16 protein-coding genes and 2 tRNA genes are annotated in these 14974 nt (G+C 54.2%); 13 read left to right on the top strand and 5 right to left on the bottom strand.

What is annotated here, in order from left to right; all coding sequences use genetic code 11:
• Window positions 1-2 precede the first annotated feature (2 nt).
• Window positions 3-1577 (bottom strand): ClC family H(+)/Cl(-) exchange transporter, encoded by a 1575-nt coding sequence (locus CBW42_RS09885; RefSeq protein ID WP_242969848.1) that lies wholly within the window; start codon window positions 1575-1577, stop codon window positions 3-5.
• A 201-nt stretch (window positions 1578-1778) separates the two neighbouring features.
• On the opposite strand from CBW42_RS09885, the gene CBW42_RS09880 reads away from it, so the two are divergent.
• The 5 genes from CBW42_RS09880 (at window position 1779) to CBW42_RS09860 (ending at window position 5771) form a co-directional block, all read left to right on the top strand.
• The gene (locus CBW42_RS09880; protein WP_087020738.1) at window positions 1779-2468 is read left to right on the top strand and encodes a Bax inhibitor-1/YccA family protein; all 690 of its coding nucleotides are present in this window, start codon (window positions 1779-1781) and stop codon (window positions 2466-2468) included.
• Between the two features lie 95 nt (window positions 2469-2563).
• On the top strand, window positions 2564-2848 hold the full coding sequence (locus CBW42_RS09875) for a Dabb family protein (protein ID WP_087020735.1): 285 nt from the start codon (window positions 2564-2566) through the stop codon (window positions 2846-2848).
• Window positions 2849-2941: 93 nt separating this feature from the next.
• On the top strand, window positions 2942-3709 hold the full coding sequence (locus CBW42_RS09870) for a dihydroorotate dehydrogenase electron transfer subunit (RefSeq protein WP_087020732.1): 768 nt from the start codon (window positions 2942-2944) through the stop codon (window positions 3707-3709).
• Window positions 3709-4617, top strand: coding sequence for a dihydroorotate dehydrogenase (locus CBW42_RS09865; protein WP_087020729.1), 909 nt, complete (start codon window positions 3709-3711; stop codon window positions 4615-4617). Before CBW42_RS09870 ends, CBW42_RS09865 begins: the two co-directional genes overlap by 1 nt.
• Window positions 4614-5771 carry a bifunctional histidine phosphatase family protein/GNAT family N-acetyltransferase gene (locus CBW42_RS09860; RefSeq protein WP_087020726.1) on the top strand — a complete coding sequence of 386 codons (1158 nt, stop codon included), beginning with the start codon at window positions 4614-4616 and terminating at the stop codon, window positions 5769-5771. Before CBW42_RS09865 ends, CBW42_RS09860 begins: the two co-directional genes overlap by 4 nt.
• 73 nt (window positions 5772-5844) lie before the next feature.
• Here the strand turns inward: CBW42_RS09860 and CBW42_RS09855 are convergent, their stop codons facing one another.
• Entirely contained in the window at window positions 5845-6819 is a 975-nt protein-coding gene (locus CBW42_RS09855) for an alpha/beta fold hydrolase (protein WP_087020723.1), read from the bottom strand.
• A 236-nt stretch (window positions 6820-7055) separates the two neighbouring features.
• On the opposite strand from CBW42_RS09855, the gene CBW42_RS09850 reads away from it, so the two are divergent.
• Window positions 7056-7355, top strand: coding sequence for a DUF1292 domain-containing protein (locus CBW42_RS09850; protein WP_205703632.1), 300 nt, complete (start codon window positions 7056-7058; stop codon window positions 7353-7355).
• Window positions 7356-7440: 85 nt separating this feature from the next.
• On the opposite strand, the gene ung is transcribed toward CBW42_RS09850, so the two are convergent.
• Window positions 7441-8130, bottom strand: coding sequence for a uracil-DNA glycosylase (gene ung, locus CBW42_RS09845; protein WP_087020720.1), 690 nt, complete (start codon window positions 8128-8130; stop codon window positions 7441-7443).
• A 197-nt stretch (window positions 8131-8327) separates the two neighbouring features.
• Between ung and CBW42_RS09840 the strand changes: the two genes are divergently transcribed.
• From CBW42_RS09840 to CBW42_RS09810, 7 genes are all read left to right on the top strand, one after another.
• Entirely contained in the window at window positions 8328-8702 is a 375-nt protein-coding gene (locus CBW42_RS09840; protein ID WP_087020718.1) for a GntR family transcriptional regulator, read from the top strand.
• A complete protein-coding gene (locus tag CBW42_RS09835; RefSeq protein WP_087020715.1) occupies window positions 8699-9598 on the top strand; it encodes an ABC transporter ATP-binding protein in 900 nt (299 codons plus the stop codon). The genes CBW42_RS09840 and CBW42_RS09835 overlap by 4 nt, the downstream gene beginning before the upstream one ends.
• Complete coding sequence (locus tag CBW42_RS09830; protein ID WP_087020711.1) at window positions 9573-10418, top strand: hypothetical protein; 846 nt, start codon at window positions 9573-9575, stop codon at window positions 10416-10418. Before CBW42_RS09835 ends, CBW42_RS09830 begins: the two co-directional genes overlap by 26 nt.
• 55 nt (window positions 10419-10473) lie before the next feature.
• Window positions 10474-11907: a hypothetical protein gene (locus tag CBW42_RS09825; RefSeq protein ID WP_087020708.1), complete on the top strand. Its 1434-nt coding sequence runs from the start codon at window positions 10474-10476 to the stop codon at window positions 11905-11907.
• Window positions 11908-12142: 235 nt separating this feature from the next.
• Window positions 12143-12835: a helix-turn-helix domain-containing protein gene (locus CBW42_RS09820; protein WP_165761130.1), complete on the top strand. Its 693-nt coding sequence runs from the start codon at window positions 12143-12145 to the stop codon at window positions 12833-12835.
• A gap of 116 nt (window positions 12836-12951) precedes the next feature.
• Window positions 12952-13027, top strand: a tRNA-Thr gene (locus CBW42_RS09815).
• Between the two features lie 22 nt (window positions 13028-13049).
• Window positions 13050-13134 (top strand) — tRNA-Tyr (locus CBW42_RS09810).
• A gap of 79 nt (window positions 13135-13213) precedes the next feature.
• Here CBW42_RS09810 and CBW42_RS09805 read toward each other — a convergent pair.
• Both CBW42_RS09805 and CBW42_RS09800 read right to left on the bottom strand, forming a co-directional pair.
• Window positions 13214-14332, bottom strand: a complete 1119-nt coding sequence (locus CBW42_RS09805; protein WP_087020702.1) for a tyrosine-type recombinase/integrase — start codon at window positions 14330-14332, stop codon at window positions 13214-13216.
• Between the two features lie 96 nt (window positions 14333-14428).
• Window positions 14429-14953 carry a hypothetical protein gene (locus CBW42_RS09800; RefSeq protein WP_087020699.1) on the bottom strand — a complete coding sequence of 175 codons (525 nt, stop codon included), beginning with the start codon at window positions 14951-14953 and terminating at the stop codon, window positions 14429-14431.
• Window positions 14954-14974 lie beyond the last annotated feature (21 nt).

Raw genomic sequence — 14974 nt, 5'->3', positions numbered from 1 at the left:
TCCTAAAAAGATGTTTTGTGTTTGAGCACGGATTCCATCGCCGCGAGATCACGTTCGCTGACCATGGTCGCCAGCGTATCGCCTGCTTTGAGCCGCAGCTTGCCGCGCGGAATCAGCTCATTTGCGCCGCGCGTGACGGATACTACAAGGCATTCGGACGGCAGACCGAGATCCTGAATCATGCAGTTGTCCGCTTCGCTGCCTTCTTCAATGATGGATGTAATAATGGATTTTTTATTGCCTGCGCCCTTGACAATGACCTTACCCTTCTGACCTTCCAGAAAGCGCTCGGTTAAGCTCTCAAAGAACGGTTTGCTTCCGAGCGTTTCCGCGACCACATACGCCACAAGTGCCGCGGTGGACAGCGACAGCAGATGGGAAAAGCTGCCGGTCAGCTCTGAAATCAGTACAATACCGGTAACCGGTGCGCGGACAATTGCTGCGAAAAATGCTGCCATTGCAATGATGACGAGATTCGTCGAAAAGTCGCGGTCAAAGCCGAACCAGTCCACAACAGCAGAGCCATATGCGCCGCCGATGAACGCGCCGAGCGTCAGCAGTGGCACCAGCGTGCCACCCGGTGCGGACGAACCGAAGCTGACAGCGGTAAACAGGAATTTTGCCACGATGATGGTCAGGAGCAGACCGAGATTCGGATGCTCCGCGTACAGCATCGCTACCATATGATGGCCGCCGCCCAACAGCTCCGGCATGACGAAGCCAAGCACACCGGCGATGAGAAACGGAATTGCAATACGGCAGACCTGCGGCAGAAAGCCCAGCTTTTTATATAATGTCTGTGCGCCGAGCATGCCTGCGTTGTGCACCGCGCCGAGCACGCCGCACAGTACACCCAGAATTACGATATATGCATACCCGTGCAGCGGGATCATGCCGATGAATTGGAACGAAAAGACCGGTTCCATGCCGAATATGCCGTTTGAGATATAATCCGCAATGAGGGAAGCCGCCATGCAGGACAGCAGCACCATCGCGGAAAAGTTTTTATGAATTTCCTCCAGTGCGAACATCACGCCGGCCAGCGGCGCATTGAATGCGGCGGAAAGTCCCGCCGACGCGCCGCAGGTGATGAGGAAATGCTCTTCCAGCCGGAAACGCTTCAGCCAGCGGGAAACACCTTTGCCTGCCATGCCGCCGAGCTGGATGGATGGGCCTTCGCGTCCGAGTGAGAGTCCGCCGACGATACACAGAAATCCGGCTGCGATCTTGCCGAGGATGACCCGCCACCAGCGTGGGCGGATATAGCCCAGCAGCTCTGCTTCCACCTGCGGGATACCGGAGCCCGAGATCATCGGCTCCCATTTCAGCAGCGCGGTCACCAGAACTGCCAGCACAATCAGGATGCCAAACCAACATGCCATGCGCAGCGGATGCCCGCTGCACAGCCCAAGGGCCGCATTGCGGATATCATCTGCGCGATCCAGCACATACCGGTACAGTGATGTGACCAGACCCGAAACGATGCCGACCAGCAGTCCCTCGAAGACGAGCAGTGTGCGCAGGGAGCTGTACCGGCTGACCATCTGCCCTGCTTTCATTTCCCGAGTTCTTTTCATTTTGTAAACTCCCTTTTCAGGATTTGAAAAACTGTGCCCGTACCCGCACGGACATTTCACTGCCCAGGCACAATTCGACACACTTTTACGCTATTTATTTTAATACGTTGTTCACAAAATGTATACAGAATAGTTTCACGAACTTTCTGTACATTTTGAAGCAAATGAGGTATAATACATAAAAATCAGGAGGTGCTTTTCATGAATCCAAGCTATGATCCTCAAACCTTTCAGGTGAAAAGCGATTCCATTTCATCCTATACAGCCAAAACCTTCGGGTGGATGTTCCTTGGACTGATGACGACCTTTGCTGCTTCGCTGGCAATTTATTTCACCGGTGCCATTTATTATCTTTACAATGGCATCCTGCCGTATGTCCTGCTGATCGCGGAGCTCGGTGTCGTGATCTATCTGTCCGCCCGTCTGCATAAAATGAGCATTGGAATGGCACGCGGGCTGTTTTTTGTCTATGCGTTGCTCAACGCGGTGACATTCAGTTCGATCTTCGCCATCTATTCCGTCTCATCGCTCGTCTTTGTCTTCGGCATGACGGCACTGTATTTCGGCGTCATGGCACTGTACGGTATGGTCACAAAGACTGACCTGTCCCGCATTCGTCCGGTCCTTCTGTTCGGATTGATTACACTGCTCGTGCTTGCGCTGCTGTCTGTGTTCATTCCCGGCATGGAAACCGGCATGTGTCTCATCGGCGTTGTGATTTTCGTCGCGTTTACCGCGTATGATACGCAGATGATCCGCCGCAACTACATGGCATTCCAGAGCAGCCCGGAACTGCTGCAAAAGGCATCTGTTATCTCTGCCCTTCAGCTGTATCTGGATTTCATCAATCTGTTCCTGTATCTGATCCGTCTGTTCGGCAAGCGGGACTGAAAAAACAAATTGTTTTCCGGCAGGACGGCGCAAGCCGTCTTGCTTTTTTTATGCCGTCTGTGTTACACTGGCAGCAGGAAAGGATGTGACAGAAAATGATTACACACATCGTTATGTGGAAATTCAAGGCAGGCGAAGAGGAAAACATGCACAAATTCCTCGACGGGCTGAAGGCGCTGGACGGTGTTATCCCGCAGATTCGCGGCATGCAAGTGCGCGTCAGCTGCAACGAGGCGAATGCTTATGACGCCGTGCTCATCTCGAAGTTCGATTCGCTGGAGGATCTGGATCTTTATAAAAACGATCCGCGTCATGTCGCGGTGTCGCAGCTGTGCAAATCCATCCGCGAGACGCGCGCCGCGATTGATTTTGAAGAATAATATCGGAATGCCGCTGTTTTATACAGCGGTATCTTTCTTTTCTGTTCAAAATCATGTACAATGATAGCAAGACCAACAAGGAGGTTTTTGACTATGTCCATACAGGAACTGTGTACCGTCCGGGAACGACAGGCGCTGAACAGCACGATGTTCGCGCTGACGATGGAAGCGCCGCGCATCAGCGCGGCAGCGCAGCCCGGACAGTTTGTTCATATTACATGCGGGGAAGCGAACCTGCTGCGCCGCCCGATTTCTATCTGCCAGGCGCAAGACGGCCTGCTGAAAATTGTCTTTGTCGTCAAGGGAGAAGGCACAAAATGGCTGTCTGAACGCAAAGCGGGCGATGTGCTCGATATTCTCGGCCCACAGGGTCACGGCTTTGACATGGATGCGCTCGGCGCACACCCGGTGTTTATCGGCGGCGGCATCGGTGTCCCGCCCATGCTGCTGACCATGCAGACGGCACGCGCAAACGGCGCACAGCCGTCCGCGATCCTTGGTTTCCGCAATCGCGATGCGGTCATTCTGGAGGAGGATTTCCAGGCACTCGGCACGACCTATGTCGCAACCGATGACGGCTCCTATGGCATCCACGGCTTTGTATCCGACGTGTTGGGGGCACATATTGAGGAATACACATCGGTCGGCTGTTGTGGTCCGAAGCCGATGCTCCGCGCACTCGCATCCATCGCGGAGGAGGCCGGCATTCCGTGCCAGGTCTCAATGGAGGAGCGCATGGGCTGCGGCATCGGTGCCTGCCTCGTCTGTGCCTGCGCACTCAAGGCAAAGGACGGCGAAACCCGCTATGGGCATGTCTGCAAGGACGGCCCGGTTTTTGACTCGAAGGAGGTGGAGTGGTAATGGCTGATCTTCGCGTGAATTTCTGTGGGGTAGAGCTGAAAAACCCCGTCACGACCGCGTCGGGCACGTTCGGCTTCGGTCACGAGTACGGTGAATTTTATGATCTGGGCGAGCTGGGCGGCATTGGTGTCAAGGGCCTGACGCCGGAGGAACGGCTCGGCAACCCGGCACCGCGCATTGCGGAAACTCCGATGGGTATCCTCAACTGTGTCGGTCTGCAAAATCCGGGCGTTGACCGGTTTATTGCTGAGCAGATTCCGTTCCTGCGCCAGTATGATACGCGTATTATTGCAAATGTCTCCGGCACCTCCGTCGAGGAATACGCTGGAATTGTTGAAAAAATTTCCGATGCCGATGTGGATTTGATCGAGATGAATATCTCCTGCCCGAACGTCAAGTGTGGTGGACTGACCTTTGGCACACAGCCCAAGATGGTCGAGGAGGTTGTTTCTGCGGCGAAAAAGGTCGCAAAGAAACCGTTGATTGTCAAGCTGTCCCCAAATGTCACGGATATCGCGGAAATTGCCCGCGCGGCAGTCTCCGCAGGTGCGGATGCGCTGTCCCTCATCAATACGCTGCTCGGCATGCGCATTGATGTCGAAAGTCGCCGCCCGATCCTGTCCAATATCATGGGTGGACTGTCCGGCCCGGCTGTATTCCCGGTTGCTGTTCGCATGGTCTATCAGGTGCATCAGGCCGTCGACGTGCCGATCATCGGCATGGGCGGCATCCGTTCCGGCCGCGATATTGTCGAAATGATGCTCGCAGGCGCTTCGGCGGTTGCCATCGGCACTGCATGCTTTGCCGACCCGATGGCGCCGGTCAAGGCGCTGCATGAGCTGGAGCAGTTCCTCGATGACCACGGCATTGCATCCGTCACCGAACTGACAGGAGCGGTGCAGATATGAGTACAACCATTTATCTCGTCCGTCACGCCGAGGCGGAGGGAAACATCGGCCGCCGCTGTCACGGACAGTATGACAGCCTGCTGACCAGACGTGGTCTGGAACAGGCAAAGGTTGTCGGCGAGCGATTTCGAAAGGAACCGATTGATGCGGTGTACTCCAGTGACCTGTGGCGCGCTCGCCATACCGCGCTGGCCATCGCGGAACCGCATGGGCTCCCGGTCATTGAGCGCAAGGCACTGCGCGAGATTGACATGGGTGAATGGGAGGACAAGGCATGGGCAGAGCTGCCGGTTGTTCAGCCGGAGCTGTATGATACGTGGTGCAACCGCCCGTGGCTGTGCCGTGCGCCCGGCGGTGAGACCATCATGGAATCCGGTGTACGCGCGCTGGAGGAAATGCGCCGCATTGCGCGCGATGAGGACGGCAAAACGGTCGTCGTTGTCAGCCATGGTTCTGCCATCCGCGGCATCCTGACGCGCGCGCTCGGCCTGCGCGACGATGAGATGATGCAGGTCGGCTGGGGAGATAATACCTGCGTGGCAAAGATGATTTTCCACGACGACGGATCGATTGAAATCCCATACCGCAACGACAATTCGCATCTGCCGAAGGAGCTTTCCACGTTTTATTCGCTCAAGTGGAGCGACAGCGTGGATGTGCCTGCGTCGCCGCAGATGTGGTTCCGCCCGGTTAACTGGGACGATGCGGCAGATAAGGCGATGGCGCTGGACCTGTTCCACCAGATTTACTGGCCGACCTACGGAAAAGACACCTATACCGACGCGCAGATTGAAGCACGGCTGCGCGGCTTCCAGTCGGTCACGCCGGATGCAGTTTCGTTTGGCATGGTTGACCGCGAAATCGGCGGTATTATTGCGATCAATACGCTGGAAAACCGTGACACGGAGATCGGTGAAATGGGCGGAACCTGCATTCTGGAAAAATTCCGCGGCTTTGGTTTTGGCCCGCAGCTGATCGGAAACGCCGTCAGCGTCTACCGCCGCATGGGGAAAAAGGTGCTCCAGGCGACCCCCGCCAAGCACAATCCCGGCGCGGTAAAATTTTATCAGCGCAACGGGTTTGATCCGGTGGGTGAATATACCGATGAATGCGGCGAATTTTTCATCTTACAGCGCAATATTGAAGTAAAATAAGCAGTAGGCTGCATAAAAAATACCGCAGGATTTCCTGCGGTATTTTGACGTTTCGAGGGAGGGGAAATGCCGTTCAGCTGTTTTGCATCTGCCCGGCGGCGACGGCGCGCTGTGCCAGCTGAGCTTCGAGCCAGCGGCTGATGTCACCGTATACCTCTTCCTTGTTCAGTTCATTCAGAATCTCGTGCCGGGCATCTTTGTAGAAAATCATATCGACATTGCGGCAGCCCGCTGCGCGGTAGCTGGAGGCGAGGCGCTTGACGCCTGTGCCGTAGCTTCCGACCGGGTCGGCGTCGCCCGCAAGAAACAACAGCGGAAGGCTGTTTGAAGTTTCCCGCATGCAGTTCAGACGGCTGCTGTTCTGCATCAGATAACACAGGTCGCGGAAGCCGGAGGCGGTAAAAATATAGTTGCATTTCGCGTCCGACTGAAACAGGGAGACAACCGCGCGGTCGCGTGTCAGCCAGTCAAACGGAGACTGGCAGTCCTGAATGCGTGTGGTGTAATGCTTGAATATCAGGCTGTTGAGCATGCTGCTGCGGTACATCGGCCCGTGTGATCGGATGACGGAATTGGCGAGATGGATGCCGATACCGGCTGCGGCGTTGGGGGCGGGACAGCCGCTCAGGATGCAGCCATCCAGATCACCGTCCGTGCAGCGTGCGAGATACAGGCGTACAATCATGGAGCCCATGGAATGCCCGAACAGGAAATACGGAAGCTCCGGCCAGCGGTTTTGCATTTTCTCTTTTAGTGTGGCGATGTCATCCACCAGCACGCGCCATCCGTTGTGCTGTCCGAAAAAGCCGAGTGCGCCGGAGGGGGGGACGGAAGAACCATGGCCGAGATGGTCATTGCCGCAGACAATGAAGCCGAGCGAGCACAGGTATTTTGCAAAGGATGTATATCGTGTGAAATATTCACACATGCCGTGGGAAATCTGCACGATGCCGCGAGGCTCTACATCGACCGGGCGCAGGATGTAATAGGAAATCGTTGCGCCGGAGCATGCACTCGGGTATGTGCTCTGTGTGCAGCGGATATTCATGCAGGCTTCCTCCTTTCGTTGTGTTATTATATCGCTAACGTATTGTATTCATATGATATCATACTCTCGACCAAATGAACGGGAGAAAGACAAAAGTTTACAAACGGTTTAAAATATAATTAGAAGGTGGAAAGGGGGATGCGTTGGGGGGTTGCACATGCTGCCGGGGACAGGTATAATAACAGATAGAAAAAGGGCGCCGCAGGCGTAAAAAAGATGGGAAGGAGAAGGATTGTATGGATAACAACATGGAAGAGCTGGACGGTGTCATGACGCTTATCAATGAAGAAGGCGAAGAGGTAGAATACGAATTTATCGACTCCATCACATATGAAAATGCGGAATATATCGTTCTGTTGCCGGTGGAACAGGAGGACTGTGAGCCGCCCGAGGACGGCTACGAGGCAGTTATCCTTGCGGTCGAGTCCGACGGCGATATGGAGAACTATGTGGCGGTCGATGACGAGGATATCCTCTCCGCGGTCTATGAGATTTTCAAGGAACGCTTTGCCGATCAGCTGGATTTTGCGGACTGATTTTGTACACAGAAAGACCTTTCACGGACATGTGCCGCGAAAGGTCTTTTTTTCTTCCAGGATCGATTGTATTTGCCGGGCACGGTCAGATGCCCTCCGGTTTTGTGTTGACAACATTCCAGTCGACCGGTTCGATGCCGTGGTCATACAGAAACTGGTTTGCCTGTGAAAAATGCCCGCAGCCGAAAAAGCCGCGGTGTGCCGACAGCGGCGAGGGATGCGCGCATTCGAGAATCAGATGCTGCGGCCGGGTAATCAGCTCCTTCTTTTTGCGTGCATTGGCGCCCCAGAGCAGGAAGACCATCGGCGTCTCACGTTCACCGAGCAGGGAGATAATGCGGTCGGTCAGAATCTCCCAGCCCTTGTCCTTGTGGGAATTTGGCTGGCCCTCGCGTACAGTCAGTACCGTGTTCATCAATAGCACGCCTTCGCGTGCCCATGGCACGAGACAGCCGGACTGCGGCGGGAAGATGCCAATGTCGTCGTGCAGCTCCTTGAAGATATTTTGCAGCGAAGGCGGCATAGGTACGCCGGGGCGGACAGAGAAACACATGCCGTGCGCCTGTCCTTCACCGTGGTACGGGTCCTGTCCGAGAATGACGATTTTGACATCCGAGTAGGACGTGTATTTGAGTGCGTTGAAAATATCCTTCATCGGCGGATAGACGCGCGCCGTGCGGTATTCCTGCTTCAGAAATTCGCGCAGCTGCAAATAATAGTCCTTTTCAAATTCATCTGCAAGCAGCGCGTCCCATTCATTTCCGATATTGACCATTGCTTCGGGTTCCTTTCATTTTTGGATGATCTTAGTATACCATGATCCGAACCGAAAAAAAACTGTAACCGATTTGTAGTTGTATTTGCTGACGGGATACAGTACACTATGCGTACTAAGAGTAATAGTACACTTATGAATCGATTCCTTGGTAATTGCGTTCCGCTATCGAAATTCAGAGAAAAGGAGGAAAAACGATGATACATCTGGACCTGCACGATCCACGGCCGATGTACGAGCAGGTGGTCGATCAGATGGAAATGCTCGCGGTGCGCGGCGTGCTGGAGGCGGATTCCAAGCTGCCCAGTGTGCGCCAGATGGCGATGGAGCTTTCCCTCAATCCGAACACCGTGCAGAAGGCGTACAGCGAGCTGCTGAGCCGTGGCGTGATTTATTCCGTGCGAGGAAAGGGAAATTTTGTATCGAGTGACTGTTCGCGCATCCGGCAGGAGAAGCTGGAGGAGATACGCAGTGCCATTGGCAGGCTGCTGGAGCAGGCACGTGAACTGGGGGCAACCACACAGCAGCGGAATGAGCTGCTGCGGTCATTTATGGAGGTGGAACAAGTATGATTCGGGCACAGGCTGTGCACAAGAGCTTTGGCAGTACGCCGGCGCTCGACTCCGTGACGGCGGAAATACGTACCGGCTCGATTTATGGGCTGATCGGTTCCAATGGTGCGGGCAAATCGACCTTTCTGCGCATTCTGGCAGGCATTTTGCGGCCGGACAGCGGATCGGTGACGATAGACGACCAGCCGGTTTTTGAAAATCCTGAAATCAAAAGCCGATGCTTTATGATTTCAGATGAACCATATTTTTTCTCGGGCTGCACGCCGCGGGATTTAAAAGAATATTACAAGACGATTTATCCGCATTTTGACGAGGCGCGCTTCCGCAGCCTGATGAACAATTTCGGGTTGGATGAACGGCGCAAGATCCGCACGTTCTCGAAGGGCATGAAAAAACAGGTGTCGGTCATCTGCGCGGTGTCCTCTGGCGCGGATTACTTATTCTGTGACGAGACCTTTGACGGGCTTGATCCGGTCGCGAGGCAGGCAGTCAAGTCGTTGTTTGCGGGCGATGTCGCGGAATTCTGTGCAACACCGGTCATCGCTTCACACAACCTGCGCGAGCTGGAGGATTTCTGCGACTGCATTGGGCTGCTGCATCGCGGCGGTATTCTGTTTTCGCGCGATCTGGACGACATGAAGCTGAATATCCAGAAAATCCAGCTGATTCCCGGCGACATCCCGGCACCTGAAATCCTGCGCGATCTGGATGTGATGGATACACAGCGCAGCGGACGCATGTTGACGGTCACGGTGCGCGGCAACCGTGCGGAAACCGAAGCGCGTCTGCGTGCAGCGAATCCGCTGTATTTTGAGCTTCTTCCGCTGTCGCTGGAAGAAATCTTTATTGCTGAAACGGAGGTGAACGGCTATGACGCGAGAAAGCTCATCGTTTAAGTTCCATACCCTGCTGTCCAACTGCTGCCGCAGGCAGGCGGCGCTGTTCACGCTGTCACTGGTTTCCATGCTTGCCGTTCTGCCGGTCGGCATGATTCTCACCATTCAGTCATTGCTGCGGTATGCCTGGGACAGGAGCGACCCCGATTCCTGGAGTAACATGGTGGACACTGTTCGCAGTGGACTGATGGCACAGGAGCTGGCGAATGTGGTGCTGATGACGCTGGCGGTTGTCGCAGGCATTGCGATGTTCCGCTATCTGCATTCGCGCAGCCAGACGGATTTCTTCGGCGCGCTGCCGGTTCGTCGCGGACAGATTTTTGCCGTCCGCGCGCTCACTGGTGCTTTGTCAGTCCTTCCGGCGTATTTGCTCAGCGTCGTGCTTACCTGCGGCGTATGTGTCGCCTACGGTTTTGCGGACGCCATCGACGGAACACAGCTGGCGTATTCGATTCTGACGCATGTTGCGGGCTTCCTGTTCATTTATGTCGTCAGTATTCTGGCGGCAATCCTTTGCGGGCACACATTGGTGTCGCTGCTCGTGTGCGGCTGGCTGCAATTTGGGCTGTTCTTCGGTGTTTATGGTGTGAGCTGCCTGTTGAATATCCTGTATCCGGCGCGTGTACCCGCGCAGCCGGACGGCGAGCTGTGGCTGTCGCCTCCGGTGGCGCTGTTCCGCATGACGACGGCGCTCAGCCAGCTGTGGACAGACCAGACGGATTATGCCATGCAGTGTGTGCTGCCCGCACTGGGCTGCCTGATTGCGACGGCTCTGATTCTCGCGCTGGTGCTATGTCCTGTGCCGCATCCGCAAGAGTGAACATGCGGGACTTTCCATCGCGTTCCCCGTCATTGAGCTGCCGTTCAAGCTGTATATGGTCAGCGTCGTCGGCATCGTGTGCGGACTGGTCTTTCAGGCTACGACCTGCGACTGGACGACGATGTTCCTTGGCATTGCCATCGGTGTGGCGGTTGCAGCGTGTGTGGTGGAGATTGTGTACGATCAGGATTTTCACAGCCTGTTCCGTCGCTGGAAGAGCACACTGATATTCGGTGCGGCGGCGGCGATTGTACTCGCCTGCATGGCGATGGATGTCACGCACTGGAACAGCACGCTGCCTGACCGGGAGGACATTGTCGGCGCGGATCTGTCGGCAGATGATCCGTCCTGGAGCTGCGGTACAGATTATGAAAACGGTTGCAGGGTGTACACCAGCTTCTCCATTCTGGGTGTCCCGGTGGAACGGGAAGAGGAATCGGAAGAAGCAATTCCAAGCCTGCTGGAGGAACCGGAAAACATAGATGCGATTTATGCTTCGGCATCCATGGGCGCACAGGCGATGCAGGGGGATCGCAGTACCGTCATGGATGGAACGTGGAGCTATGACGTCACATTCCAGTTAAAAAACGGAAAGATTTTCCGTCGCAATTATTACATGCCGTGTGAAACCGACCAGATTGCAGAGAACAGCACGAAAGTACGCTTTTCTCAGGAATATCTGAATGCACGTACAGCAATTGCACGGGCGGAAAAGAGAAAGCATCAGATTACCTTCCTGATGGTCGGCAACTATGTTGATGTTGGCGATATCAATTCGACGGGCAGCGGAAAAAAGATCAGCAACCAGAGCACGATCATCGACATTCTGGAAACACTGAAAGCGGAGTCCCTGTCCATCACACAGGAATATGCCGAAGCGCATGCACCCGTTGCGATCCTGCGTGCTGCTACACAGGATCTGATCGACCAGTGGGAAGGCGTCAATATAGACCTCTGGGACTGGTCTACCGATCAGGATGGTATATACGACATCCCGGTGTATGAATGCGAAACACGGACGCTGGCGCAGCTCAGGCTGTACGCGAAAGGCTTTGCCCCCGGCTTTGGAGATCAGAAGGTCACAAGTGTTGTTTCGACCGTTTACGACGACGACGGTACAGAGCATGAGACCGTCTATACTGAGCCGGATCAGATTGCCGAATGGAGCAAAAAACTCGTGCCCAGTTCGTTTGATTCGGTCATCGATCCGATTTACGGTCTGGATTATGAAAGCTATGTTGTAAAGCTGGCGGACGGCACAAGCGTTCAGTGCACCGCACATCAGGAGTCCGGCGCGGAGCGTGAGGGCGATGCTGCCAGCAGCACCGGAGTCGGCATCATCGGCGGAACGGATGGCCCGACCGCTGTCATAGTGACAACTTCCTTTGGTTCGCCCAAAGCAATCGTGGCAATTATCCTGCTCACGGTGGGCATCATCGCGGCTGTTGCGGCAGCCTGGCTGATTCACCGGCGCAGAAAACGGCAATAACACTGTGTAGTCAGAAACGACGGCAGCACCTGTGCATACGCGCAGGTGCTGCCTGCTGTCTGCGGAAAATCAGGGCGGAATACGGTTTATTTCCAGAGAAAACCGGAGAAAATGACACAATTGTTTGGTACAACACTTTACAAATAGTTATAAAACCAGTATACTATAAATACCAGACGCAGCCCTGCACGGCAGTGGTATGCGTGTATGCTTTTGAGAGATGGAGCAAACATCAATGGCAAGTGACTTTTCCCGTACTTTGGCGCTGCTGCGCCGCGAAAAGAGAATAAGCCAGCGGACAGCCGCCGGAGACCTTCAGGTTTCACAGGCCCTGCTCAGCCACTATGAGAATGGTTTGCGTGAACCAGGTCTCAGCTTTGTTGTACGCGCAGCTGATTACTATGGCGTCTCCTGCGATTACCTGCTGGGGCGTAGTATGTCGCGCGACGGCGGCACGGCACTCGCACCCACTCCGGCGGAGGCCGGGGAGGACGAGGCGGACAGCGCAGTGCTCAACAAGAAGCTGGTTGCGGATTCCGCATGCGTCCTGCTGGATGCCGCGGCAAAATCCGGCTCACAGCAGCTGGTGGACGAGCTGACGACCTATCTTTCAACAGTGGAGTACAAGCTGTTCCGCTATCTGTATGCGGCGGACAAGTCCAACCCATCGGAAGCCTTCCGCACCGATGAGGATCGCTTTGACGCGCTGTGTGATGCACGCATGAAGCTGACCGAACTGCGCATCCGTTGCGCGGCGAACGGCGGCGGTGCGCTTGGCCTGAAGCAGGAGGATGCGGAGCTTCCTGATCTGTCGCTGGCGGCACTGCCGGATGATTATCCCGGTCGCGCGGAGTCACTGTTGCATGTCCTGCAAAGCGTTTCTGATTCCATTGAAGAGTTCGATCAGACCACTCGAAAAAAGAAGTGAGTCGAATGAAAAAAGTTTTTCAAAAATTTTTGAAAAAAGTGTTGACAGATCGAATGCTTCATGATAATATATAACACGTCGCTGAGAGAACACAGCGGACGACAAAGGCGCGGCACGCTGGTGTAGCTCAGTTGGTAGAGCAGCTGATTTGTAATCAGCAGGTCGGGGGTTCGAGTCCGTCCACCAGCTCCACTTTCTGCGATCAAGTGAATATGGGAGGTTTCCCGAGTGGCCAAAGGGGGCAGACTGTAAATCTGTTGTCAACGACTTCGGTGGTTCGAATCCACCACCTCCCACCAAGCTTTCAAAGCCCGAATCGTAAAGATTCGGGCTTTTTTCTGTACTTTTTTCGGTTGTGAAAAATTTTGAGCTAACTATCTATTGGCTGTTGTTGCCTGCTTTTGGCTCTCTTTTGTCGTGGTTTTTGTCGTGGTTGGCAGCTTCGATTTCTGTGCGCATAGCGTCAATATCTGCATGTACATATGTGCCTGCCGTGACGTTGATGTCCTTATGACCCAGGATCTGCTGGATCGTGTAAATGTCCACCCCGTGACGGCGAAGGAACGAACCGTAGGTGTGCCGCAGCTCGTGCGAGGTGCATTGCAGTTCCGGCGGGAGACCTCGCATAAATTTCTCTAGTATATCGGTCCACTTGTCAGGCCTGCGAAAATCTCCAGTGCGGGAAGGGAATATCCAGATTGATTTCTTCGGCTGCTGCCGGAGTACGTCCAAGGCTTTTCCGTTCAGCGGGATCGTGCGATAGGACTGGAATTTTGGGGGATTGACGCTGCATTTCCCTCCGCTCTCTGCAATCGCACGGTTCACGGTCAACGTCTTTTCCCTTAGGTTGATATCTGTCCACTGCAGGCCGCACAGTTCCCCTCGACGCAGACCGGTATTCAGCAGCAGGATGATCTCCGGGCGCTTGCCTTCGGCATATTGCTCCAGAAGATCTATTTGCTCGTCCGTCAGAGCCTTCTTGTCGTGTTTTATCTGCTTGCTGGTATACTTGATGTGCTTGACGGGGTTGCGCTCGCACAGGTCATTCTCAATGGCCGTATCAAAGATTGCCGACAACATAAAACGGTTTTTGTTCAAGAAGGACTGCGATTTGTTTGCCTTGATGGAAAAGTATTTTTGGACGTCGGCCTGCGTGATGTCACGCAGCTGTCTGCGACCGAAGTAGGGGATCATATGATTGTAGACATACGCTTCGTAGGTCGACCGATATGTTGCGTCGGATACAAATGGCTGTTTGTATACCTCAAGCCATGTTTCGGCCCATTCCGAAAACAGGGCGGATTTACGCACAGGATCGCCCAGATTTGATTTTTCTTTTGCCATCGACTGTTTATATTCCTCGGCCCTTCTTTTTGCGTCAGCGACGCTCTTCGCGGAGTAAAAAGATTTTCGGATAGGCTTTCCGTTGCGATCACGTCCTATTGTGACCTTGATCTCGAACGTGCCATCCGCTCGTTTTTGTCGTTTTCTTGCCATGGTTTATTTCACCTTCCAATTGGAACAAATGTTCGATTGCACGGGTAAAGATTTGCCGCCCCGCAGGGCGGCGAGCACTTCTTGAGTTGTAACGAATCAGTTTTCCTTCACTTCATATGTAGCTGCTTTATAGGTGACTATCTGTCCGTCCGGTTCATCGGAATCGTACTGAACAACTTCAACGTCATGCTGACCAACGGAAAGTGCATTCCCTGAGAGGTCGAGAGAGATCTGGCTTTCTCCAAGCTGCTCTTTTGTGTTCAGCATGCCATCCACATAGATGTAGGAGAGATGTGCGCCGTCGAAATCTATGGTATCCAATCCGATCTGAATCAGGATATCTTCATCTGACACAAACAGAACAGGAACAACATCGTCTTCGGATGTGCCGGATGCTGTGGAAATATACATTGTACCAGCACCGGTGTCAGCATAATCACCTTCCGGAAGATCCCTTTTGGAAACCGTTTCCGATGCATCCTGCTGCGAGCTGCTGGTTGCTGCTGATCCGGCGTTGTTATCAGGCTGTTCAGTTTTGCCTGCACTGGATCCGCTGCAGGCCGACAACATGGATATTGCCATCAGCGAGGCTACGGCAATTACAAAAAATCGTTTCGTCATTTCAGATTCCCCCAATATTCA

The sequence above is a fragment of the Butyricicoccus porcorum genome (genome assembly GCF_002157465.1).
Taxonomy (GTDB): Bacteria; Bacillota; Clostridia; order Oscillospirales; family Butyricicoccaceae; genus Butyricicoccus_A; species Butyricicoccus_A porcorum.
Note: the sequence above shows the minus strand (reverse complement) of the source record. Positions and strands in the feature narration are given on the sequence as shown.